The sequence below is a fragment of the Nostoc sp. DSM 114160 genome (assembly GCF_053470305.1).
Genome location: NZ_JBPFGO010000003.1, coordinates 505,466 through 531,512, shown reverse-complemented (window position 1 = coordinate 531,512; position 26,047 = coordinate 505,466). Strand labels below are relative to the sequence as shown.

General features: G+C 40.3%; 13 protein-coding genes, 1 tRNA gene and 3 pseudogenes. 9 read left to right on the top strand and 8 right to left on the bottom strand.

Going from position 1 to position 26,047, the window contains the following annotated elements; genetic code table 11:
* Positions 1-143 precede the first annotated feature (143 nt).
* Entirely contained in the window at positions 144-2,987 is a 2,844-nt protein-coding gene (locus NSTCB13_RS27495) for a DUF3131 domain-containing protein (RefSeq protein WP_448274500.1), read from the bottom strand.
* Positions 2,988-3,374: 387 nt separating this feature from the next.
* Here NSTCB13_RS27495 and NSTCB13_RS27490 point away from each other — a divergent pair, with 387 nt between their 5' ends.
* Entirely contained in the window at positions 3,375-4,703 is a 1,329-nt protein-coding gene (locus NSTCB13_RS27490; RefSeq protein ID WP_448274499.1) for a hypothetical protein, read from the top strand.
* Between the two features lie 30 nt (positions 4,704-4,733).
* Here the strand turns inward: NSTCB13_RS27490 and NSTCB13_RS27485 are convergent, their stop codons facing one another.
* Positions 4,734-5,411 carry an S-layer homology domain-containing protein gene (locus NSTCB13_RS27485; protein ID WP_322672417.1) on the bottom strand — a complete coding sequence of 226 codons (678 nt, stop codon included), beginning with the start codon at positions 5,409-5,411 and terminating at the stop codon, positions 4,734-4,736.
* Between the two features lie 241 nt (positions 5,412-5,652).
* Here NSTCB13_RS27485 and rpiA point away from each other — a divergent pair, with 241 nt between their 5' ends.
* Together rpiA and NSTCB13_RS27475 are read left to right on the top strand one after the other, a co-directional pair.
* Entirely contained in the window at positions 5,653-6,360 is a 708-nt protein-coding gene (gene rpiA, locus NSTCB13_RS27480; protein ID WP_322712185.1) for a ribose-5-phosphate isomerase RpiA, read from the top strand.
* Positions 6,361-6,788: 428 nt separating this feature from the next.
* A pseudogene (locus NSTCB13_RS27475) lies at positions 6,789-8,427 on the top strand (serine/threonine protein kinase).
* A gap of 157 nt (positions 8,428-8,584) precedes the next feature.
* Here the strand turns inward: NSTCB13_RS27475 and NSTCB13_RS27470 are convergent.
* The 3 genes from NSTCB13_RS27470 to NSTCB13_RS27460 all read right to left on the bottom strand — a co-directional run bounded on the left by NSTCB13_RS27470 (position 8,585) and on the right by NSTCB13_RS27460 (position 11,972).
* A complete protein-coding gene (locus tag NSTCB13_RS27470; RefSeq protein WP_448274498.1) occupies positions 8,585-9,763 on the bottom strand; it encodes a CapA family protein in 1,179 nt (392 codons plus the stop codon).
* 333 nt (positions 9,764-10,096) lie between these two features.
* A tRNA-Ser gene (locus NSTCB13_RS27465) sits at positions 10,097-10,181 on the bottom strand.
* A gap of 345 nt (positions 10,182-10,526) precedes the next feature.
* A complete protein-coding gene (locus NSTCB13_RS27460) occupies positions 10,527-11,972 on the bottom strand; it encodes a PQQ-dependent sugar dehydrogenase (RefSeq protein WP_448274497.1) in 1,446 nt (481 codons plus the stop codon).
* Between the two features lie 59 nt (positions 11,973-12,031).
* Here NSTCB13_RS27460 and NSTCB13_RS27455 point away from each other — a divergent pair.
* From NSTCB13_RS27455 to NSTCB13_RS27435, 5 genes and pseudogenes are all read left to right on the top strand, one after another.
* Positions 12,032-12,380: pseudogene (locus tag NSTCB13_RS27455) on the top strand (IS1 family transposase); the annotation flags it as partial.
* A 164-nt stretch (positions 12,381-12,544) separates the two neighbouring features.
* Positions 12,545-12,817: a hypothetical protein gene (locus NSTCB13_RS27450; protein WP_445627182.1), complete on the top strand. Its 273-nt coding sequence runs from the start codon at positions 12,545-12,547 to the stop codon at positions 12,815-12,817.
* A 226-nt stretch (positions 12,818-13,043) separates the two neighbouring features.
* Positions 13,044-14,751: pseudogene (ilvD, locus tag NSTCB13_RS27445) on the top strand (dihydroxy-acid dehydratase).
* 190 nt (positions 14,752-14,941) lie between these two features.
* Entirely contained in the window at positions 14,942-15,334 is a 393-nt protein-coding gene (locus tag NSTCB13_RS27440) for a hypothetical protein (protein ID WP_448274496.1), read from the top strand.
* Between the two features lie 233 nt (positions 15,335-15,567).
* Entirely contained in the window at positions 15,568-16,581 is a 1,014-nt protein-coding gene (locus NSTCB13_RS27435) for an alpha/beta hydrolase (RefSeq protein WP_448274495.1), read from the top strand.
* A 175-nt stretch (positions 16,582-16,756) separates the two neighbouring features.
* Here the strand turns inward: NSTCB13_RS27435 and NSTCB13_RS27430 are convergent, their stop codons facing one another.
* Positions 16,757-22,174 (bottom strand): trifunctional serine/threonine-protein kinase/ATP-binding protein/sensor histidine kinase, encoded by a 5,418-nt coding sequence (locus tag NSTCB13_RS27430; protein WP_448274494.1) that lies wholly within the window; start codon positions 22,172-22,174, stop codon positions 16,757-16,759.
* 401 nt (positions 22,175-22,575) lie between these two features.
* On the opposite strand from NSTCB13_RS27430, the gene NSTCB13_RS27425 reads away from it, so the two are divergent.
* Positions 22,576-22,761: a hypothetical protein gene (locus tag NSTCB13_RS27425; protein WP_448265940.1), complete on the top strand. Its 186-nt coding sequence runs from the start codon at positions 22,576-22,578 to the stop codon at positions 22,759-22,761.
* 122 nt (positions 22,762-22,883) lie between these two features.
* Here NSTCB13_RS27425 and NSTCB13_RS27420 read toward each other — a convergent pair whose 3' ends face one another.
* Both NSTCB13_RS27420 and NSTCB13_RS27415 read right to left on the bottom strand, forming a co-directional pair.
* Entirely contained in the window at positions 22,884-23,438 is a 555-nt protein-coding gene (locus tag NSTCB13_RS27420; RefSeq protein WP_448274493.1) for a RidA family protein, read from the bottom strand.
* Between the two features lie 907 nt (positions 23,439-24,345).
* A complete protein-coding gene (locus tag NSTCB13_RS27415; protein ID WP_448274492.1) occupies positions 24,346-25,995 on the bottom strand; it encodes a Ppx/GppA phosphatase family protein in 1,650 nt (549 codons plus the stop codon).
* Positions 25,996-26,047: the final 52 nt, after the last annotated feature.

Here is a 26,047-nt window from a genome sequence, read left to right as displayed (position 1 = left end):
AATTCAGCTACAAATCTAGATGTAGAGACGTAGCATTGCTACGTATCACAAGGATTTTGGATTACTAGGACTTATACAAAACTACACACTCTAGGGGCAATTTTATGAATTGCCCCTACCTGAAAATCAGGGTTTTGGTTATGTTATTTTGTGCCAGTTACTAGGTGAGTTTTTTCACTATCTGAAACCCAGTAACTTCCAGAACTATCAGAAGTTAACTTGGTTTGTTGTGTGGCGCTGTTTGGTAGACCTCGCCCAGAATTTCCCTTAGCAACTGTCTGCCACCAAAGGGAGTTCGTAGTAGTAATCGGACGAATTAAGGGTTGTCGATTTGTCACATTGTATAGTAGGGATTGCAAAATCATACTGTTGGTGCTGCTGGTGAAACCAACTGCTGTTTTGCCGGTGGTTTCGTAGAAGCCCTCATAAAATCCAATTAATGGATTATATAAGTCACTCGTTCCTTCTTGTAACTGTTGACTATACTTATTGTCTGGAAGCAGAGCATTATAGGCAAAAGCTACTGCTGTACTTACCAATCGCCCCTTTGGTACTGGTTGACCATCATCTCCTAAAGCTACCCAAGCCTCCCCTTGTCCAGTAATTGTACTGTGGACAGTGTAAGGTTTACGGTCGATTAAGGTGGTGGCTGAGGCTGTGAGCGTGCCGGTGCGGCGGTAACGTTCAGCTTGTGCTTGAAAAATTGGTTCAAACAGCGATCGCATTTTTGGATCTAATCCAAACTCCAATCCATAGAGTACAAAAGGATTGCTAACTGTATATTGGTTAACTTTAGAATTAGTATCTGTGCGATGGCGTTGAATTGGGACTTTCAATCCCTCCACTGAGGCAGTTTGATATTCACCCCCAACAGCAGAACGATCGAGATTAAACCCCCATAATTGAAAAGCACGAGCGGCATATTCCTCATAACCCAAGCGGATTTCTGGGTTAACGCGGGTAAGATATCGTCCATCTTCCTCTTTGGTAACGGTGGCACTGGAGAGAATACCTTCACGCACCACACGCAAGTATGACCAATCCAGGACAATTTTATCTACCGCAGTCGTGTATTCTGGATGACAGCTTTTTAAATTGTAAAGCGCTGCCAGCATTCTACCCAAATCTAAAGCTGACCAACCGTTGCCTTCGGGAACTGGATTACCACCATAATCGATTGGTTGGAGCGATCGCGTATCATAACTCCGACTTGGCAATTCTCCAGCAAATAACGGTAACTTTGTCAAAGCTCCTAAGAGATGGCGGGTGCGCTGGTCAAATTCTTTAGGGGTAATTGTATCGAGCGATCGCGCTGCATGGAGTGCTGCAAGATAATCTCCCAATCCCCAGAGGGTTGCACCTTTGAAATCACTGCGATCGTCTATCAGCCCACTCTTAGCGTGATAATTCGCTTGGAAGTATCGCCAAGCCGCCTCTGCATAGCGCCGTTCAATAGGCGTTAGCGATCGCTCTAGTTTCAGCTTAGATGATGACTGGGGACTATCCACTGGTGGAATAGGTGCAACAGCTACTTCTGTAGGTTTAGAAGTTGCGATCGGAGTCGTAGCAGTAGAATTCGGTTGATTTACAGGTGTTGCAGAAGAAGCATTTTCACTAGGCTTGCCAGGAGAATTCGGTTGATTTGAGGGTGTTGCTGAAGAAGCATTCTCACTAGGCTTGCTAGTAGACACACTCACAGAAGTGGAAGCAATTAAAGGGTGATTTCCCCTAGCTTTGTAGTATAAAATCTCCAAAATTAACCCATTCGTATTACCTGTTAAAGCTTTGTTGGGTTGTTTTGATTCTTCATAGATGCCAGCATAGTAACCGCTATCATCAGGACTGCGAAGATCCTTGACTGCATCAAAAACTTTTTGGGCATAAGCATTATCTGGAAATAGATAGCGCCAGCCAAAAGCAGCTTTTGTACTGAGGCTGCGAAACTGTGGGTAAGGTTGATTGGTATCGGTAATAGTTGCCCAATTTGTACCGTTGGCGTAAACGGTGTTGTAGAGAAAATAAGGTGCTTGGTCGATATTATCTTCTGTTACCGCAGTTAACTGACCTGTGGTATCAAAACGCCGTTTTTGTACATCTAAAACCCTAGCAGCAAAATCAGCTAATTCACCTTGCAAGCCAAATTCAATCCCATCAAGGATATAAGACTCACTCACAACGTAATTATTAGCGTTGGTGCTTTGAAAGTCACGCGTATCAACAGGGATTTGCACACCATTAATTTCGACCAATTTAAATGGTTCTAAAGCAATAGCCTTGGGTGCAGAGAAACCCCAAAGTTGATAACCCCTAGCGCCATATTCTTCGTAGCCGAGTCGTCCTTCTTGCACCAGTAAGGTTTTGTTGTCAGGGAGAACAGTCGCGCCATAAAGTTGTCCATCTTTGAGCGATCGCGCCACCTGCCACTTCGCTATAATTCCTTTGAGCCAGTCATTATATTGAGGATGACAGGTACGGATGACATCAAACGCAGCCAGTATTCGCCCAACATCCAAAGCAGACCAACCAATACCCCGCTCTAGTGGATTGTTGCCATAATCAACCATCTGTGCAGTGGCTGCATTATAGACTTTATTTGGCAAGGCATCTTCAAATAACTTCAGACTGCTAAGAGTCGTCAAAAACTTATTGAGGCGGGAATCAAAGTCTGCTTGATCGGTAAGATTCAACCATCGTGCAGTATTCAATGCCATCAGATAGTTACCCATATCCCAGAGTGTACCTGAAGGATAACCCCCAGTAGAATTGGTAAATCCCGTTGCTGGCTGATAATTTTTGACAAAATACTGCCAAGCCCCACGAGCATAAGTTTGTTCTTCAGATGTGAGCGGGGTTGTAATATTGCTACAGCTATTGGAATTTTGAGATAAGACTGGTGTCGGGATGTAAAACAAAAATTGCAGAAATGTTCCAATTAGGAACAATGCAATCCATCTCAACAGCTTTTGTTGAGGGAGTTTGTATAGCATAATTCAAAAAAGAAGTTAAAAGAGCGTCATAGCCCGTCTGTACAGTTATAATTCATAAATCAAGTTTTATCAGGTATAAAAAATAGACTTGGCGATCGCTTTGGTCAATGGCGGTCAACTATTTCCACCGCAGAGATGCCACTTCTGTTAACTGTAGGCTAGTTCTGTAGAAAATCAAAATAGGGAAAATGGAAGTTGGAGCGATCGCAGCTAAGATACTCAAAATTAATTTTTAGACTAAACCGTTTAGTTTTAAAATAGTGATTAGTAAATTTTTGACTTCCTAATGACTAATAATTTCTTGAGAAGTTACGATGAAATCACAATCGAATTTTAGTAGAGACGTTTCCTTCCCAGGCAAATAAAAGCATCAAACAGCAATGCCTCTTGGATCGAATTTTACCAATTTATAGTAAATCTCACTTAGCAAATCCCATGCCACATCGTCATTATCCTCCCGCTTACTTACGCTATCTCAAAGCCAGGTTATGGAATTTAGGGCGGCCTGGTTTTTGGGGAACTGCGATTTTTTTATCTGTAGTTGGGCTAGCAACCTGGGAATACTGGTCAAATCCAGATATTTTCGTTTATAAGCAAAAAAAACCAGTCGTTTTACAAAAGTCTGCTGATTCTTCCCTGTCAGAAGAAAACAAAGCTATTGCAGCAGATATTGATAACCTGCCAGCTTTATTTAATGACTTTGAGCAAGGAACCTCATCAACGGCAAATGCGCCTGAACAACAGACTGAGGCAAAAAAGAGCAAGGGCTTATTAGATGATGTAGTTAACAAACAAAAGTCTGCTAATAATACCAAATCAAATCCTAGTTTAGGTGTTAACAGCGACACCTCCCCAGTCGTGAAAAATCCCTTTGTCCAACAAACAGACAATTTATTGCGTACTGGAACAGTTGATAGTAATAACCCTTTTCTAGGTCTTAAAACCTTAAATACGGCATCTGAACCAACAGGGGGAGACCAAACATCTTCTAGCCTGGGTGTTGGATTCACTAATCAAGCCAATAAGAATCAAAATTCTCTCTCTATCAACCCTCTGCAAGCAGCGCTTAATCAATCGACAAATCAGAAATTGTCTAGCTTCAGTAGTAACACCGCAACTCAGACAAATGCTGTAGGGCAAGTCTCCGCTCCAGGAACAACCTTAACGCCACCCATCAATAGCTTAACCAGTCAGAATTCTCTACCAAACACTGGCTTAACTACTGGGACAGGTAACACATCAACGGATACGAACTTACCACAAAATCCCTACAATACCTACAGTAATTTAAATAACAGTCAAGTAGTGCCCAATAATGGATTAACTACGGGTACGAACTTACCGCAAAATCCCTACAATACCTACACTAATTTAAATAACGGTCAAGTAGTCCCTAATGTAGCACCAAGTAATACTGTACCTTACTCTAGCCAAAGTCCGAGTCAAAGTGTTGTCCCACCCACAAACCCTGTAGGGTATGGGAATTATGGCTTGCAGCAGCCGACCCAAATCCCACAAACTAATTATGGGAATTATGGCTTGCAGCAACCGACGCAACTACCACAATCTAATTATGGGAATTATGGCTTGCAGCAATCGACGCAACTACCACAAACTAATTATGGGAATAATGTGTTGCAGCAACCAACACAGTCTAATTCCGTATATCTTCTTCGCCAACTTCGAGACAAGTATAAAAATCCTGGTCAAAACTGATTTGAAGTACGTCGCTTAGAAAAAGTCTAGCTAAGGTGATTGTGGGCTATTTGGAATCATCGGAACTTCCGGTGTTTCGGGTTGTTGCTGTTGTCGTTGCAAATATTTACTCAATACATAAGCCATATCTCCACGGGTTACGGGTTTTAATGGGGAAATATTGCCTTGAGCATCTGTATTCAGAAATCCCTCAGTAGCGACTGTAGCGATCGCTTTTCTAGCCCAAGTTGGGATAGACTTTTCATCTGGATGTGAAGCCAGAATCTCATTGACAGCAGCATCAGGAAATTGAAATACACCATAAGCCTGGGCGAAAATAGCCAGAGCTTCTGCCCTTGTCACCTTTTGATTAGGAAAGAATTCATTACCTCGATAGCCTTTCATGATGTCAGTTTTTAGAACTGTCTGTATATCATTAAATGCCCAATAAGAACGAGGAACATCTGGAATAGTTAAATTTTCTTTGGTGACAGCTTCTCTTTTATCTAGGCGAAATGCTTTTACCATAATCGAGGCTAATTCTGCCCGACTCACTAACCTTTCGGGATAAAATTTGCCATCGGGAAAATTTGTCATCCATTTGACAGCAGTTACCTGTTGAATGGAATCAGCTGGTATTTCAGAAGTAGATTCTGGTACTTGAGCAATTGCTGGCAAGCTTTGTAGGAGTGCCATTAAAGAGAGAGTAATTGAAAGCTGACGGATCATGATAACCACTTGTAGCTGCTAACGGGAATTGAAAAAACTACGTTACTGAGGTGAACGCAAAATTTAATCTCAGTTAATGACGAATTTCGGCTAGGCAATGTTGCTCCCATTACGTAGTGCATTAGCTGGTTTCGATCGTCAAGGGAGTGAAAATCAGCAGAAACTTGTTTTTTACCTTTGATGTTTTGGCGTTATCCGCCCACTACTATGGACTATAGTCAGTTTTTCAGGAGTTTTGGGAATGACAACAACAGATCCCGTCAAGTTAATGAAGCAAGAAGTTGGCAAAGCCGCTGCCGCCCTAGTCAAATCGGGTTCCATTGTTGGGTTGGGTACGGGGTCAACTACAGCATATACGATTCAGTTTTTAGGCGATCGCCTCAAGTCGGGCGAACTCAAAGATATCATTGGTATACCTACCTCGTTTCAGTCAGAAGTGCTAGCGAAGCAGTACGGTGTCCCTCTCGCCACCTTGGATGCTATTGACCGCATCGATATTGCCATTGATGGTGCAGATGAAGTCGATCCGCAGAAGAATTTGATTAAAGGCGGTGGTGCAGCACATACCCGCGAAAAAGTCGTAGACTACCTAGCAGAACAGTTCATCGTCGTGGTAGACAGTGGCAAGTTAGTAGACCGCTTAGGTTCTAGTTTTGCTGTGCCCGTAGAAGTGATTCCAATGGCAATTACTCCTGTAACCAATGCCATCAAAAAACTCGGTGGTAAACCAGAACTCCGCATGGGTGTAAAAAAAGCTGGGCCAGTAATCACTGACCAAGGGAACTTTGTTTTAGATGTCAGATTTGACTCCATCGAAGATCCAGCCGGACTAGAAAAAACATTGAATAACATTCCCGGCGTTCTGGAAAATGGTATCTTCGTTAACTGTGTAGATTTAGTTTTAATTGGCGAAGTCAAAGATGGTCAGCCATTAGTGCGGCAACTGTAAGAATTTTGGATTTTAGATTTTGGATTTTAGATTTCAGAGACATCTAAAATCCAAAATTAAGCAAGATTCTAGTAAGTTTAAACAGAAACTTCACAAAATTCGCCAGTTGTAGATCGTTCATTCTGAATTCTGACTCCTGAATTCTGTTTTGACACTAAACTTTCGCCTAATTTTCTATAAAACTTCAAAAATAGCCCGTCTTCTCGTCTTCCGCTTTAAGCTTGCCGCACTCCCGCGCTATCATCTGAGAAAGATAAAACTGTTGCGATCGTGGGGAGGTCTTTCTCACTTTAGGAATTCCAACAACTACATCCCGTAAAATAGACAGGCAAGAACCCTGTCCGAAAAAAATATGGGAAAATTTTTGGGAAATCCCTCAAAACTCAGGACTCGGTACTTATCTGCTCACTCAGGACTCAGGACTCTTTATGTTAGCAGGCACAATTTTGCAGGATGGAAAATATACCCTAATTCAAGAAATAGGGCGGGGTGGCTTTGGCATTACATTTAAAGCTACGCATCACTACTTGGGTCAGGAGGTGGTGATGAAAACCATCAATGAACGGCTGCGACAACATCCTGATTTTGCCAAATTCGAGCGCCAATTTCAAGATGAAGCCAGACGATTAGCTACGTGTATTCACCCAAATATAGTCCGAGTTAGTGACTTTTTTGTGGAGGCGGGACTGCCTTATATGGTGATGGAATACATTCCTGGTGAAACCTTGGGAGACGCATTTGTTTTACCAGGGATAACTCTGCCAGAAGCCACAGCAATTCATTACATCCGGCAAATTGGGGCAGCGTTGCAGGTAGTACATAACAACGGTTTGTTACACCGCGATGTCAAACCAGATAATATTATTCTTCGTCAAGGAACACAGGAAGTAATACTAATTGATTTTGGCATTGCCAGGGAATTTAATGGTGGTGTCAGACAGACTCACACAGGTCTGGTTTCTGAAGGTTATTCTCCGATTGAGCAGTATATGACGCAAGCGGCGCGCACACCCGCTACGGATGTTTATGGTTTAGCAGCAACCTTGTATGCATTGTTGACAGCCCAAGTTCCTATGCCAGCATTATTGCGCGATCGCGAACAAATGCCTTCCCCCCGCGAACTGCAACCACATTTGAGTGCTGCTGTCAACCAAGCGGTAATGCGCGGTATGGCGGTAGAGTCTCGTTTTCGGCCAGCGACAGTTGCTGAGTGGCTGCAATTGCTACCTGGAAATGGGGTGAATGGAACACCGCAAGTTTTACCCACTTACGCAGTGCCAACTGTCAATTTATCTGCGCAGCAAGCAGCAACTTTAATTGGGAAAAGTGCCCAAAATTCTATTCATAGACCCATCTGTGCTGGCGCAACCCAACCCAGGTATGGCTAAGGGAACTCTACTGGCTAAAAAGCTGAGATCATCTCAGGTACTTATTGGTATAGGTGTAGGCTTAGTTGCTGCTACAGCAGGTTTTGGGATCGCCAGCATATTACCCAAATCTCAGCAGCAGCCGACTGCCAAGCCACTTGTTGAAAAGCCAACTCAAGAATCAGGTGCGAAAGCACCTAATTTTGATAGTACATCTTCACCCAAAAGTGAAGAGACTAATACCACTTCAAGAAGCGAAAAAGCACCCGTCTCTAATTCCAAGCAGCGTCGCCGCAATCGTCGTTCTTCCCAAGAAGAATCCACCAGCAGCCCTACAAGAGAATCGCAACGCGGTGATTCCGAACAATCCACACCTTCACCTAGCGTTTCCTCCACACCCTCTTTAGTGGAGAAACTACGAGCAATCCGCTCATCTCGAAAAGCTTCCCCCTCCCCCGCACCATTGCCATTCCCACAAAATAACTTACCTGCTTCTAGTCAAAATCCTGCTTCCCCTCAACCCGTAAGTCCATCAAAACCTCTATTGATACCACCAGCACCAGCACCACCAACAGAATCAAAACAACCAGATCCTTCTGCTGTGGTAGTACCAACACTAGAAAAGCAAAATTCACCGACTAATAGTCAACCCCAGAATATTCAGAAGTTCGAGGAAAAGCCACAAGATGACAATAACTAGTCAATTTTGGATTTTGGGTAAAGCAGCACAGTGAGTCCAGCACAGCGCTGACTCCTATTAACTAATTACAAATTACGAATTACGTTAGCGTAGCGGTAGCGTTAGCGAAGCGGTAGCGAGTACTCGAGCGTCCGCAGGAGCGTCATTACGAATTATTTTAGGAAGGATCAAGCCTATTCTGTAAAACAACTTCCCCCTTCTGATTAATCTTCACCGGATTCTTGGGAAAAGCTTGATTATTCAAATAACGCATAAGTTTTACAGTTTGAAAACTCCGATCGATATGAGGAATTCCTTGCCGATCCATCCGAACGGGAATAATTTTACTTGATACCAAATTTCCTGCTGAGTTGAGTTTGACTTCTAAAATCATTGAGTCACCTGTTTGGGCATTTGTAGATAAAGTCCGATATCCCAAAAAGTTTCCTAAAGAATAGGCAATGATTTTTCCCTGATAAATTTCCATCGCTCTGGGAACGTGAGGGCCATGTCCTAGTACTAAGTCTGCTCCGGCATCAATCATGTTTCGAGCAAACGCGATCGCATTACCTCGGTTTTCTCCATAAAAAAACTCTGTTTGATTCTTAACGTGTAGTGCCCCCGTTCCTTCCGCTCCAGCGTGCATCGATACTACTACAATATTGGCTTTATTTTTGGCTTCTGCCACGAGTGCTTTAGCTGCTCCTAAATTATGGATGGAGTTATACATTTCATAAGGAGAAAATCCGATCATTGCCACAGGGATATTGTTAGCTTCTAAATAAAGAATTTGATTTTTATGGCCTAATGTTGCAATGCCTACAGCCTGAAGATTTTTCATTGTATCTTTGAATCCTACCGGGCCGAAGTCCATTGCATGGTTATTTGCCATATTGAACACATTAAAACCAGCTTCAGCAAAAAGTTGGGCGTATGCAGGTGGAGAGCGAAAAGCAAAGACTTGTCCTCGACTAATATCTTTGGCAGTATAAGGATAATTAGTTAGACTACTTTCAAAATTCCCAAACAAGATATCAGCTCCTCGCAAGTGAGTTCTCACTGACTTTGGTAATAATTGATCTCGAAAACGAGGTAATCTATAGTTAGGGAAATTAGTGCCGGGAATAATATCTCCAACGGCTTTGATAGTAATAGTATTTGGAAAGGTTTGTTGTTGTGTTTTTGATGGGGTAACAGGAATAGCTAATGGAAACTGCATAGTCTTATTCGGCATAGTAGCAGCGTTTAATCGCTGTGAGTGACCAAGCCGGATAATGACTCCTATACTAATACCCAGATATAAAGAAATACTAATCAGACTAAATGAGAATACTCGCCCCAAGCTGCGATCTACCATCGTTCACTCCTCACACAATGGCATTAGTTTATCCCAAAAATATGTATTAGCAGTGTATATTTTAGTGTTTTTGGCAAAGATTTGACTACGTAAATATTGAGCGATAATCCTATCTAACTTCCAAATAAACAGACAAGTTGCTCAAGATCCTTGCTAAAGGTAGGCAAATTTCAGCCACATTAGACCTCTTGGCATTTGTGCTTTTTGCACTCTTGGGGAAAAGGGAAAAGGTTAAAGGGGAAAGGGACTTTTGCAGTACCTTTTCCCCTTCCCCTTTCCTCTTTTCCCGACTTATGCAAGAAGTCTATTATAGTGAATTTTCAATCTTTTGAACGGAGAGGGGGGGATTCGAACCCCCGTTGGGTTTCCCCAAAACGCATTTCGAGTGCGTCACCATGAACCGCTCGGACACCTCTCCAACTATTTATTCAGGCATTTGAGTATCTATTTTACATTCAAATGCTGTAAATTTAGGGAAATCTTGCTGGATTCCCTATCCTACTATAGCATTATCGCTTTTTTTGCGTAATGCAATTCTCTAGGAATGCCAATACTACCAAAGCCCACGACATTTTCCATCATGACGGTTGGTGAAATTACTTGACGAGTCAATGAGACGCAGAAATTTATATAAAGCTGTGAAAAAACGTTTCTTATGCTAGGACTAGGGGTGCAAGAAAGCGTCAGGAGTACGAACTTGTTTGAATTGGGATAGTTTGGGTGCCTAATTTCGATTAAGTAATGCAGAAATACCCAATTTACTTTACTTGGTAGGCATAGAGACTTCCCAAATTCCTTGATTTCCGCCATATTCCAAAACATAAATCTTATTGCTAATAATCTCAGCATCAATGGGATTACTAAAACCTATGACAAGGCGCGTAGCGTTAAGTTTATAGCTGGTATTTCCTACTTTAGTTAAATTTAAATGTAGTAGGTCTTGGCTGGCATCTTTAAAAGGGCCTATCAGTTTTTCGCCAGTGGGATCGCCTGCTGTCCAACTCAACATAAATCCATCTCTATTGAATTCTGGACTCATTACCCCTTGCGTATCAAAAACTAACCCTAAAGGAGAACGGTGTGTTGTAAAAGTGCTCAAAGGTTGCCCAAGAACACTGGCATCTTTGATTTTTCCATCTACAGGATCGCGGTAATTATCTGCGTCCGGACCAAGATTAGGAATTGGTTCAATCAAATTTCCAGTAGGCCGAATAGGAAAGGTTGGATCGTTACGATAGTAGCCTTTTTGGATGGCATTAAATTGAGGGCTTAACAATCGATCAGTGGCAGGATTATAATTTGGAAATTGTTGTGGATTATCTGTCCCACCAATACGCCAAGGAAAGCCGTAATTACCACCTAAACGTAGCCAATTTAATTCTTCTGACATGTCGCGATCTGGGCCATTTTCTGTGCCAAATAAATCCCCATTGGATGCAAAAGCCATATCGAAAGTATTACGCGTTCCTTCTGCAAAAATATAGCCAGCTGTCTTTAAAGTTGCTCGATTGTTTGCCAGAAAGAGATTGTTACCATTACTAGGAAGACGGAGTATACAGGCGGTTAATCCGACTTCGCGAGTATTGGGATATAGGCCCTCAACAGACTGAACCTCACCATGATCGGTACGAGAACCGCTATTCACATAGATAAAGTTACCATCTAGGCTAACAACTACGCCGTTGAAGCGATGGTCATAAGCTGTTTTGCTTTTGGGATAAGCTTCACTCTTAGCTAAGATAGACCAGATACGCTGTTTTGTACTCGAATTAATTACACCTTTAACAATAATAGCTTGAGTTTGGTTATTCACTAGGTCTGCATTGCCAACTAAATAAATTGTGCCGTTAGGGCCAATGGCCAAACCTTGAGTTTCACTTAAATTATGATTACTAGAGTTGTATACAAGAGTTCTAGTAGAGGAGGCTAAATTGACTTGATAAATCTCACCATTTCGTTTGAGGTAATAAAGAGTATTGTTTCGTGGATCTTTTACAATCCGCACAGAAGGAGAGACTGATAATGTGTTAATAATATTGCGAACTTTGATATCAGAACGCAGGCTTTGAGGGACAGCATTTACTCCAATAGTGCTATGATTTAATAAACCTATTGTAAATAATAGTATTATTGTAAATAACAGTGTTTTTACAGCAGTTTTCTTGAAAAATCTGCGTTTAAATTGATTAAATGATTTAATGTTATTCATGATTCTTTCGATAAAATAGTTAGTTAATTTTGTTGTTCAATCTTTCTTGATGAGGGAAACATTTTGCAATTTTAACTTGGTCTTTAGGAGACCATAGTGCTGAAAATTTTCAACCTTTATAGGACATTTTTTGCAGTTGGCAGTGCTATTTTTATGTGACGGATGGAAAGTTTACCTCAGTTTTATTAACCCAGAAGATCGTATCGTCAGTAAAACATATATGACCAGAGTAGAAGGTGAAAATGCACATTTACGTCACGATCTTACACACCTACAGACGCTCCTAACGTCGCTACCGCTTCGCTATCGAAAAAACTATGCTATTCCAAACCAGTAGATATGCTTAAATATTCAATTCGATTCTTACTTGATTATTTTAGGTATAAAAAAACACCCGTATTTAGCTAATTCATCCTGCATTTAGGCAACGCCTATTAGTGTAATCATACTACGCTCCCATCTTTGAAAAGCGAAAAGCAATCGGCATTTGGAAAAACTTTCCAACAAAATATTTCGGATTTTCTGATAACTTACTGTATTGTGGGATATCCTACCTTGTGGAAAGCCAAATAATGACTATGAATATGCAACGACTCATCAAAAAAACTTCTAATCCAATTCGCAAGATAACAGAAGTAACTCCACCATCGACTGAACCCATTGAGATGCCTGAGAGTCAAGATATTCTTGAATCGGTGGTTGAACCAAATCCACCTGTGTACATTGAAGCATCCGAATCGGACTACATCTGGGAACAGTATCGCCCTTTACGCTCCGTAGGTAACTCTGGCTGGCAACCGTCTGATGTGTGGCGCGAGTTGAGGGTTGATAATTTCTGTGGGTAAGTAATATGAACGCAGAGAGCCATTCGATTTATGGCTGAATAAAATTATACGTTTGTGTAAGTCCTGCTGAAATGTAATTTCTCAGCTACAGCAATAAAGTAGCTCAAATTTCGTAGTCTCATATTTTTGATACTTTATACGTCTCAATTTTAAATAAATATATATTGGACATCTCAAAAAAGGCTACATATCATACTCGTACAGAGATTTGATTGAGGCCTGAGCAATGAGTGAAAAAACAACGTCAGAGAATTTTAGAAGTAAAGCTGTTACACAAGGAGTACAGCGATCGCCAAATCGGGCTATGCTGCGTGCAGTAGGTTTTCAGGATGAAGACTTTAAGAAAGCAATTGTCGGTGTAGCTAATGCCTACAGCACCATCACTCCCTGTAACATGGGAATTAATCAACTAGCACTCATAGCTGAAGCTGGAATTAAACTAGCCGGGGCAATGCCGCAAATGTTCGGCACAATTACTATTAGTGATGGGATTTCGATGGGAACTGAGGGAATGAAATATTCCCTAGTGTCACGAGAAGTAATTGCTGACTCCATTGAAACCGTCTGTAATGGTCAAAGTATGGATGGTGTCATTGCCATCGGTGGCTGTGATAAAAATATGCCAGGGGCAATGATTGCGATCGCACGGATGAATATCCCGGCTATCTTTGTTTATGGTGGGACAATTAAACCCGGACACTACAACAGCCGTGACTTGACTATTGTGAGTTCCTTTGAGGCTGTGGGTGAATACAGTGCTGGAAAAATTGACGACACCGAACTGATGGAAGTAGAACGCCACGCTTGTCCTGGTGCTGGTTCTTGCGGTGGGATGTACACAGCCAATACTATGTCCTCGGCCTTTGAAGCGATGGGTATGAGTTTACCCTATTCTTCCACAATGGCGGCGGAAGATGACGAAAAAGCCGATAGCACTGAAGAATCAGCCAAGGTATTAGTAGAAGCAATTCGCAATCAACTGTTACCCAGGCAGATTATCACGCGCAAATCTATAGAAAATGCTATTTCTGTAATTATGGCTGTGGGTGGTTCAACTAACGCCGTGTTACATTTTCTGGCGATCGCTCGTGCAGCTGGTGTAGAACTTAATCTAGATGATTTTGAAACTATCCGCGATCGTGTCCCGGTTTTATGCGATTTAAAACCTAGTGGTAGATATGTTGCCACAGACTTACATCAAGCTGGTGGGATTCCCCAAGTAATGAAAATGCTATTGGTGCATGGATTACTTTACGGTGACTGTATCACCATCACAGGTAAAACCATCGCCGAAATTTTAGCAGATGTTCCCGATGAACCACCAAGCAATCAAGATGTAATTCGTCCTTGGAATAACCCGATGTATGCCCAAGGGTCACTTAGCCATCCTGAAAGGGAATCTCGCTCCAGAGGGAGCAGTAGCAAAAATTACCGGGGTAAAAAATCCCAACATTACTGGTTCTGCAAGGGTATTTGATTCCGAGGAAGAATGCTTAGATGCCATCCTTGCAGGTAAGATTAAAGCCGGTGATGTAATTATCGTCCGCTACGAAGGGCCGAAAGGCGGCCCTGGTATGCGGGAAATGCTAGCACCTACCTCAGCACTTATTGGTGCGGGTTTAGGTGATGCAGTCGGGTTAATTACTGATGGACGCTTTTCAGGCGGTACTTATGGGATGGTAGTCGGACACGTTGCTCCCGAAGCTGCCGTTGGTGGTGCGATCGCTCTAGTCGAAGAAGGTGATAGCATCACTATTGATGCTAATTCTCGCTTGTTACAAATCAACATTTCTGATGCAGAATTAGCCCGTCGCCGCGCCAAATGGCAACCCCGCCCACCCCGTTATACAAAAGGCATCTTAGCAAAATATGCTAAGTTAGTTTCCTCTAGTAGTGTTGGTGCTGTCACAGACTTGGATTTATTTTATGAGTAGGGAGTAAGGGTAGAGACGCGATATACCGCGTCTCTCTACAAGAGTATAGTTTCTACCTTTTGCCTGGTTATTGAGCGTAGCGATGCACTGCCTCCTACCTCAAAATCCGTAACTTTGTACTTCATGCAAAAGAAAACTGCTGTATGTTTTAAAGTAGAAAGTAGTTGATTGAAAGTGTTTGTTACTACCAATGAAAGTTTTAGGATCAGTCTTGCCAATCCTGCTACTGCTATGCAGTCCTGCTATGGCAGTTGAGCTTAAAGGACAAAATATTGACGGTCAAAAGCTACCTGCTACAGCTTATTACTATGCAACTGGTGGGGTCTACAAAGTTCAGGTGCGCTTTCACAACAAACGAGCCACAATTTACTTTGACGACGGCAACCAAACAACTATACAGTTGAACCAGCGAGCGATCGCTGACTCAAAGAATATTGAAGGTTTTGGAAAACTAGGACAATATCCTCTAAATAGAATATTCAGTGTGGGGTTGGTGTATGACAATAATTGGCTTGGTAGCAATGATAGTCAATTCCAACTGTCTAATCCGCTAGACGGGTTGTGGAAAATTAGTTTGGAGTGAATACTCATTAAATTTTAAAACATTTCTTACTTCTGACAGGCCAACTCAACAATATGTCCTCTGCTAGACTCGAAGTAACTACTTAATTCCTAAAGTAACATATATCTAGGATTCTATTTAATTTTTGAATAACTAAGCCGCTTAAAACCTTACCTGACAAAGATTTACTTTTCAGTATGCGATCGTAATTCAAGTAGGATTACTATATGTATATGAACATAATAATTACATAAATGAAAGTTGGCATTCAAAATACAGTAGAAATTCTAGAGCAAATTCACCAATTAGAGTCCGCACTAGGTCTTAAAAATGAACCCTGCCGTTCTAAATTTTTGATTCATCCTGACTTCACGTCAAAAGTTTTTTTGTTTTTGCATGGTTTTACAGCAGGGCCTTACCAATTCGAGCCGCTTGGTAAAGCCTTCTTTAACAAGGGATATAACGTTCTAATTCCTTTACAACCCGGTCATGGACGCTCAGGTGACTGGAAGTCGCAAAATCCTCCACCCTTGCCAACAGATATTGAGATTTATCAACAATTTGTCATCAAATGGTTGCAGATTGCCAAAACGCTAGGGCAACAAGTTGTGATTGGTGGATTATCAACAGGTGGAACTTTAGCTGCTTGGTTAGCTTTGGAGCATCCTGAAGACATTGACCGCACTTTATTGTTTACGCCTTTTTTAGGTAGCCGCTATTTACTATTCGATCGACTCATCAAAATTCTGCCAATTTACTTTGAATGGTTCAACAAAGATGCACCTGGAAATTTTGGTTATAAAGGTTTTCGTCTCAAGGCTTTACGGATATTTCTCGAATTGGGATATCAGGTTTTAGACAAGGCTCAAGACTGTGTATCTGCCCCAATCTTAATGGCATGTAGTGAGGCAGATCGTGCTGTTAGTCGCTCGAAACAGCAGGATTTTTTCCGAAGAATACTTCAGCAGCAACCGAAATCCTGGTATTACTGTTTCGATGATTCGCTTCACATTGAACACCGAATGATGACAAAATTGGAAGACAATGATTATGAAGAACTGGTAATTATCCTTGCTAAAGCATTTGTTGAGAGTAATTTAACTTGGGTAGAGTTTCAGGAAATGGCAAAGCGGATAGCGCAGGGGCAACCTTATGACCAAATCATCCGAGAACTCAACTTTGATGAACAAGTTTTTCCACAGCTATCTGCAATGATGACTCAAGGTTTTGGCTGTGAGCATCTTAAATGTATCAATCCAGATTCCTAATGAGCATCCCTATTTTGCAAAAAATAGAGAGGTAAAAAATATTTGCAATTTAAAAATATAGTTTAATTATCCATAGATTCAGTTAACAGCTATTAGTGTAGATAATTGGTTTTTCAAGACGCGATGAATCGCGTCTCTACAAACGGTCTTGTCGCATTCTTTTTTTTAATTGGTATTAATTTTGAGTCTGAGCCAGAATCGGTAAGGTAATTACAAATTCTGTTCCAACGCCCAGGGTAGAATTCACAACCAGTGAACCACCATGTTTTTCTACAACAATAGACTGAGCGATCGCTAATCCTAATCCTGTTCCTTTACCTACACCTTTCGTAGTAAATAAGTGGTCAAATATCTTTTGTTTGACTGATTCACTCATGCCTTGAGCATTATCAGCAATACTCACCTCGACTTGTTTATTTTTTAAAGAGGTGGTAATTTTAATCCGATTGGGATTGGCTTGAATCTTTTCAAAACTCTTACCTATATTTGATTCATCTAAGGCATCAATAGCATTCGCTAAGATATTCATAAATACTTGGTTTAATTGCCCAGGAAAGCATTCAATTTTGGGTAAATTTCCGTACTCATTCATTACTTCAATAGCTGGACGTTCTTCGTTAGCTTTCAGACGATGTTTGAGAATTAAAATCGTACTATCAATGCCTTCATGAATGTTAAACGGTACTTTGTAATCTCTATCAGCACGAGAAAAAGTACGCAGACTGGTGCTAATATTCTTGAGCCTATCACACGCTATTGTCATCGAATCAATTATTTTGAGCAAATCTTCTAAGCTATATTCCAAATCGATTTCTTCAGCATGGGTAAAAATTTCATCTCCGGGAGTAGGAAACTTTTGTTCATATAGTTTCAAGTGTTCGATTACATCAATAAATGTTGGTTTAGCTTGTTGGAGACTGGCAGAAATAAAACCAAGAGGATTGTTCATTTCATGAGCGACGCCAGCAACTAAGTTGCCCAACGCAGACATCTTTTCACTTTGGACGATTTGTAGTTGAGCTTGTTGTAAATCTTCTAAAGCTTGCCCAGCTTGCTGATATAGCCGAGCATTTTCTAAAGCAATTGCTGCTTGAGAGGAAAGTAGGTTAATCACCTGTAAACGGTTACTAGTAAATACTCCTTGATTCAATTGATTTTCTAGGTAGAGAATCCCTACCAAATTACCTTGGTTAATAATGGGCGTACATAATACGCTTTGAGGTTGATGTAGGAGCATATATTCTCCAATTACACCAGGAATACTCGTTTCACAATTGTCTATGATGACGGTTTCTTGAGTATTTTTAACGTAATTTATTAGCTTTCGGGGAATATATTGGCAAGCATCTATTAGTTGTGAATCTAGAATGGTTTTGACATCAGTCTGGGAATTTAACTGTTCATCGATAAAAGTAATTGCCCGCACTTGCCAAGTATCTTTTTGAGGAAGAATTAATACAGATGTTTTCGCACCAGAATTTTCTAAGATAATGCGAGTGAGACTGCTAATAAGTGCGTCTAATTCGATACAACTGGAGATAGTTTGAGCTGCTTTGAGAATGCAGGTTAAATCTAGAGCATCAGAAATATTAGTACTGCTAGTAGTGTAACTAGATGTACGAGCAATGCTGGCTATGGTTTCTAAGGGATTTAAGTTGAATTCTTGCTGTTGCAAAACGGGTTTGAGTAATTTGGGATAGCGTTTTTCCAAGTCATCAGTTTTGGCTTTTGCTCCCCAACGGGCATAACTGTAATATGCTTGTTGCAGATATCCTTCTGCGGCTTTTTCTTTACCCCATTCTAGGTAAAATTTGGCAGCAAGTTCGTTAGCGATCGCGGCTTCCTGAACATACTCATTAGCGATCGCTTCTTGGATCGCTATTTCATAATAATCTGCGGCTTGTAAGCGATCGCCAGTTACACGAGCTTGTTCAGCTAAAATTAAATTGTACTTATGCTGATAATTGACTGGCGCATGAGCCGCCCATTCTTGCATTTTTGACTGATTTTCGGCTACTTTCTGAAGATAAAGCTGTTGCTGTGCTTCATTTACCTGAGAACAAAGAGCTAGCAAACTCAAAGATTGATAGAAATTCCGCAAGGGAACAATTAATAAACCTGCTGCTCCCTGCTCATACTGCTCAAATTTTTGGGAATATTCCCAAGCAGATTCATACTCACCAAAAAGATAAGCTAGGAGCGTTTTTGCTAGATAGACATAACAAATACCATTGATATTGTTTGTTTCAATTAAAGTCGGTAACATTTTAACTTCGTGAAAATGCTTACCAATTAAACAACAGGGATTAGCCGCTTCTCCTTGTAAATTTAGCACCGTCTGCCGCCAGATATTTCCCCAAACCAGAGACACCTCTTGTTTGATTTGCTGCATGAGATCGCAATATTTATCAGCCTCCAGCACAGCATTTTCTAGGTTTTCTCCACTCCAAAAGAGAAATTGACAATAGCAATTGGCACAATAGCCTACATATTCTAAATTTCCGGTTTCTAATCCACTCTGCAATCCCTCTAAAAAGAGATTCAATGTGGATTTAATTGAATCTTTCCAATGTTTAATAAACAAACTAAATGTTAAATAAACCCTACTTTTAAGTTCTTTAGTTTGAAATTTTTCTAAAAGTTGTACTGCCAGTTTACCAAACTGATACCCATCTTCAATTGCACCAATACTGCACAAAAATAATCCATAGAGACTATAAGCGACAGCTGCCTGTGGTGAGTTGCCGTACTTAATACAAATTTCGATCATTGTAAAAATTTTGAGCGGCAATAACATCGGTTTGGCTATATAAACTGGAGCAAATAAACCTGATAATATGCGGAGTGCAACTAATTTTTGGGGATCAATGATTTCTGGCATATCTGCCAATGCTGCAATCGATTGATGAACCAACATTTGTTTTAATTGGTCATATTCCTCAAAAATAATTTGAGTGCTACCATCTTCAGGTAACGTCAAATCTAGTAATTGCAGTGCTTCTCTACCTGTGGCTATTGCTTCAATGAATTTATTTTGCGCTGTATAAGATTGGATTTGAATCTCATAGGTACGAACTTTTTCTAATGGAGATTTAGCATTTTTGAGGATAATTTCTACTAATGATTTTGATGACTCAAAGTTTGTATTCAGATATTCAGCCTCAGCCGCAGATTCGTAAACAGCAAGGGACAAATCGTAGCTGCTTTGCCAAGCATTTATCGGTAATAGAAGCATTGCCACTTTTAAATACTCAACTGCTGTTGCATAAGCTGTCGAGTTTTTGGCTTTACAACCCGCTATCAGATTTAACCGGGATAAATGTTCTCGTTCGTCAGCTTTCTCTAATAATTCCAGTCCGTAATTGAATTGGTTAACGATCGCAAAAATTCCTGACTCTTGCTGCTCTTTAGGTGTATTCTGCAACAACAATTGCCCAATTTGCAAGTGTGTTGATTGTTTTTGCGCTTCTGGAATGAGTGAATAGGCAGCTTGCTGGACGCGATCGTGTAAAAATTTATATACAACCATCTCAGACTGTTCTTGAGTAGCTGCTTGATTTTCGGAACCTACAAAAAACTTATAAACCTCACTTTGTGGCAAAATCAACCCTTCTTGCAAAGCCTTCCACAAGCAATCTGCGGTTTCTACCTCCGATTGTTTAGAAACAATCGCTAATGTTTTTAAATCGAACTGATTACCAATACAAGCGGCTAGCTTCAATTGTTGTTGAGTTGATTCTGGTAATCTGCGTAATTGGAAAACCATAAAATCAACAACATTGTCTGCTAGAGTTTGCTGATTTATTTGAGAAATGTCGCATTGCCAACATCCCTCTACATAATTAAATTGAATGAGTCGATCTTGATGTAATGATTTCAGAATTTGAGTTGCAAAAAATGGGTTCCCTTGAGCTTTACGGTAAATCAACTGTGAAAGAGATAATGCCACATTTTCTGCACAATTTAATGTATCGGCTACAAGTTGATTCAATTGTAATTGGTTGAGTGGTTTCAGGGTAATATTATTCACCTTTACGCCTGTTTTGCGAATTTCATCCAACATTACCATCAACGGATGGGCTGGAAATACTTCATTGTCTCTATACGCACCAATTAACAATAAATATCCCTGATTAGCTTCATTCATTAATAATTGCATCAGTTTCAATGAAGCTGAATCTACCCACTGCAAGTCATCTAAGAATATGACTAAGGGATGTTCTTTAGTTGTAAATACTTGGAGAAATTTCTGAAATAATAAATTAAATCGGTTTTGTGCTGCGTTACCTGATAATTCTGGCGCAGGTGGTTGTTTACCAATAATTTTTTCTAATTCGGGAATGACTTCAATAATTACCTGTCCGTCTTCACCTAATGCTTGAATAATTTGATTTTGCCATTTTTGTATTTGGACATCACTTTCTGCTAGTAATTGCTCCATGAAGTTACGGAAAGCTTGGACAAATGCAGAAAAAGGAATATTCCGATTAAATTGGTCAAATTTGCCTTTGATAAAATAACCGTGTTGGCGAACAATAGGTTTATGAACTTCGTTAACAACCGCAGTTTTACCAATCCCTGAAAACCCAGCTACCAGGATTATTTCTGTTGCTCCCAGGCTGACATTTTCAAATGCTTCTAACAGAGTTTCTACTTCTGCTTCTCGTCCATAGAGTTTATCAGGGATAATAAATCTATCGCACACATCCCTTTGAGCAATTGGGAAACTTTCAATTTTACCTGTTGTTTTCAGTTGAGCTAAACAATTTTCTAAATCATACTTTAATCCTAATACACTCTGATAGCGGTCTTCAGAATTTTTTGACATTAATTTGCTAACGACATCCGAAATTACCGCCGGAATTTGTAAGTTAATTACATCTATTGATGAGGCTACCTTAGCAATATGTGAATGCACCAACTCCATTGGATCGTTTGATTGAAAAGGTAACTCACCTGTGAGTAATTCGTAAAAAGTTACACCAAGTGAATAAAAATCAGTCCGATAGTCAATTCCCCGATTCATTCTCCCTGTTTGTTCTGGAGAAATATAAGCTAGTGTTCCTTCTAACACATTAGGACTGATTAGCGTATGCGTTTCTCTTGGTAATAGAGAGGCAATACTAAAGTCGATTAATTTAACTTCTTTGGAATCAGGATTAATTAAAATATTGCTCGGTTTGATATCTTTATGAATGATGCGCTGACTATAGAGTATCTCTAAGGTATTACAGAGTGCGATCGCTATTTGTAAAAACTCTTGTAAAAACCTAATGTCTCGTGTTTGATCGCGAGGAAAATAATTTTTTAGAGAAATGCCACCAAAATCTTCCATCACCAATGCATAGGTATTTTGATACACTTCCAGGCTATAGGTTTGGACGATTAAAGATGAGTTGAGATTTTTGGCAATGGTGTACTGATTGCGAAACTGCACTAGTTCGTTGAAGGAGGGATATGGATTTTTCAGTAGTTTGATCGCTACAGGTAATGAGTCACTTTCTCGATACCCTCGATAAACTATAGTTCTCGAACCATTGTAGATTTCTTCAATGATTTGGTATCCAGAAATATTAACATGAGTGCTAAACATACTGTTAAATCCGAGTAATTTATAAGTTGATTATTCCCAAATTCATAACGGCAGTTTAATGTTAATTAATAAAGATTACTATGGCTTTACTTTTCAGACCATTTATGAAGATAAGCTTTAAATTTTAGTGTACATTACACGCTGCCTTAGCTTTAAAGCATTCAATGCAGAGATAGAATATCTGGCACAAAGCGTCAACGTTCTCAATAGTAAATTAAGAATCTACAAAGGTAAAGTAGGAATTTTTTAACTCAAAAATATGCTTGTAAGGGCTAGGGAAAGTTTAAAGGGAAAAGGTTAAAAACTTTCACCTTTTCCCTTTAAACTTTAAAGAACCAAGTTAACAAGAGCAAACTACTATAGGACTACTATTTGATTTTTGAACAAAATTAGGTATTGTAGTGGCGTGGCAAGCAAAAAAATTGTGCATTAACAAAGTCTTGTGGGATGGGCGTCTCGCCCGTCCGGTGCGGGCTTTTCGGCCCACACCACAAAAAAATTTATTGCAACATTTTAGCCTTGCCGCGCCACTACGTATCTTTTCAGAAATCAAACCGGATTCCTATAGTACTTGCTGGGATTTTTAGTTAGGTTTCGTAGTCTGACTAAAGGCAATTACTTACTCAAATAGGAGAGCCTATTATTGATTGACAGTAGCGGAAGTTTGTTATTCCGCCGACTGTGATTGATAGAATTTTGAAACCAGTCTTCAACTACGGTTATCTGGAATTACCGCATAAGCATCAATTTCAAACAACATACCGTCAAGTGCAAGTCTAGGAACGGGAATAAGAGTGTTTGCTGGTGGTTGATTCCCCCATAAATTTATAATTTCACGTCCTAACGGGATCAATTTATTTTGGTTGTGATCCACTATCAGAACAGTAGTTTTTGCGACATCTTGTGGTTGTGCCCCAACCGCTGCTAAGGCATAACGGAGGTTTTTAAAAGCCTGTATTAACTGCTTTTCAAATTCATTGGAGACAAGATTCCCTTGCAAATCGGAACCAAATTGACCAGAAATATAGACAGTTCTCGCCCTTGATGGTGTCACAGCTATATGGCTATAGCCATTTTGGGTTGGATTATATAATGTTGGTGGGTTCACCAATTTCAACTCTTTGTTGTCTTTAGCGCTCACTTCCTTTTGTGTTCCCACCATCAAGGCGGTTGTTATTCCACTACCTCCAAGCCACAAAAGTGCATTTCGTCGCGAGAAGTTTGCTACTAGCGAATTTACAGCACTGGTAATACATTTAGTCATTAAAGCTCCTTAAATGTGAGTTCTCTATTTTTGCTCATACTTAGTTCTATTATCTATCCAATCATGATAAAAAGCACTAAAAATGTAACATAGTGCAGTGTAATCACTTAATAAATACCTCCTAATAGCTTTCAGGTCGTTTAGCTTTAGATATGGATACAGTTAATACTTATACCAAATCAGGTTGTTAACCCTCCAAAAGCGCATTAGGCGATCGCAGTGCGTAGTATTTTCGTAATAACTTCAGAGCGCAAACAACAGTCGTAGGGGCGCAAGTCCTTACGCCCCTACTTCTTGCTAGGCTTTGTCTTCCTTCCCCTTTTTAAGCTTCTGCGCAAGTTTCTTTTGCAGCCCTCAATATTATGTCTGCTTGATTAGGGATTACCAAGAAATAAATTATTCAATCTTGTGGGGTGGACATCTTGTCCGCCTTAACCATTGGGTGGGCGTCTCGTCCGCCCGCCCCACAAGAAAAATTGAATGTTTTTTTCTTTGGAAGTCCCTTACTTATTAAACTAGTGAGATTTTATATAAGGATATCTAAGTTTCCCGGCTTAGATATCCACTAGCAACATAACCTACATTTAATAGATTGTTAATTCTATTCTAATTACTAATGTCTGTTTTTAAATGTTTCCTTGGGACAGTTATAAATTCGTCCTTAAGTTAGATGTCAAAATGATATATATTTTTTAGCTCGATCCACTTTGCAAATTTAATTAAGATTTTTGTTGTATATGAGAATATTACTTGTTAATAATAACTTCTTAAAAATTCATTAAATAATTTTTTTGATTTTTCCCTTAAGCTTTTATATTGAGACTAACTTCTCAAGCCGATTATCGATCGCAAATATAAATATAAGCTATATGCAGGTGCGTTACACTGTGTGAACGCACCCGAATTTCTAAGAGAAGTTAGGAATACTAGACTTTTCTAAACTCGCTACTAATCTCACTCCAAATTCTTCCTCAAACACTCCTTTTTTATAATTTAAGCTCCAAAGTTCTAAATCACAATTATCATCTGATTGAGTTGGAAAAATTAGCAGATTGACCTGCTTAAGTTGTGGATAATACTTACATTGCACTTGAGCGACTGCACCAATTTGTCGTCTATCTAATGCTACTGCCAATCTTAAAATGGCACTTAATTGACTAACAATTTGTCGCTGTTGTTTAGTCAGCAAACTCTGGTAGTTTTCATGTTTTTTCTTAGGCGGCGATTTGCGATGATAACGCGCTAAATTAGCAATAATTTCAATTTCGGTTTCTGTATAACCGAGTAATTCTCCATTGCGAATTAAATAGTAAGAGTGCTTGTGGTGAGACGAATGGCTGATATAATGACCGCAATTGTGTAATATGGCGGCTGCCCAAAGCATTTGTCGTTCATCAGTTCCCCAATGATGTAGAGTACCTTGAGTTTGGTCAAATAAACTCTCGGCAAATTTTGCCACGCGATCGCTGTATTCTAAATTGATATGGTATTTATCTGCGAGTTTGAGGACATTCCGTTCCCGAATTGAACTTTGGTAGCGTAGTTTATCTTCAATTAAACCGTGGGTTAGCATCCAGTCTACGATTACGCCTTCCCTCAGAGAACGCTCACAAACTGTTACCGATTCACTACCCAAAAGGGTCATTGCTTCTTGTAATATGACTGCGCCAGCGAGGATAACTTCAGGGCGCTTCTCTGGCATACCAGGAATTTCAGCCCTTTCGGAATTACTCAGTTTCCGCAGGCGATTTACCAACTCTTGCAAGTCTTTCAAACTAAATTGGTAGCCATTGAGAGTGGAAGGAATGACACCCGACTTTTCCCGTGCATGAATCATCGCCAGGGTTTCAATTGTACCCGCCGTACCCACCAAACGCGGAGATTCCCCAGACTCTAGGTTTGCTAAAATTTCTTCTACAGAACGTTCCAACATCCCGCGTGCATAAGCTTGCAGATATTGAAACTCAGTGGTGCTGATGGGATCAGTAGTGATTAACTCGCTAGTGAGTCGCACTGCACCAACTTTGGTACTGGTGAGAATCCGGGCTTGCTGACTATCGCCTAAAATTAATTCTGTGGAACCACCGCCAATATCAATAATGGTGTGGGGCTGGTTGTTAAATTCCATCCCCGACAGCACACCAAGATAAATTCGCCGCGCTTCTTCTTGACCAGAAATCAAGTTAACGCTTAAACCCAACTCCGTTTCTATTGTGTGCAAAAAATCTTTACCGTTGGGCGCTTCTCGCACAGCACTAGTTGCCACAGCGATGATTGTTTCAGCGTTGATAGTTTTGGCAACTTCTTGAAAGCGTCTTAAAGCAGCGATCGCCTTTTCAATTATCTCTGGTTTGAGTTCTCCAGTGGTAAGATTGCGATCGCCAAGCCTTACGGTTTCCTTTTCTTTAGCAATAATGCTGAAAGCTGGTAGTGTAGGGTCAATCTTGACTACTACCATGTGTAGAGAATTTGTTCCCAGGTCAATGGCAGCAATAATCCGATGTTGCTTAGATGGTTGAGTAGGACTACTCTCCCAGCTAGAAACTAAATTCAGCATCTAGTTTTCTCTCTTTATAAGAAATGATCGCAAACGGTGATATGTCGGGGTA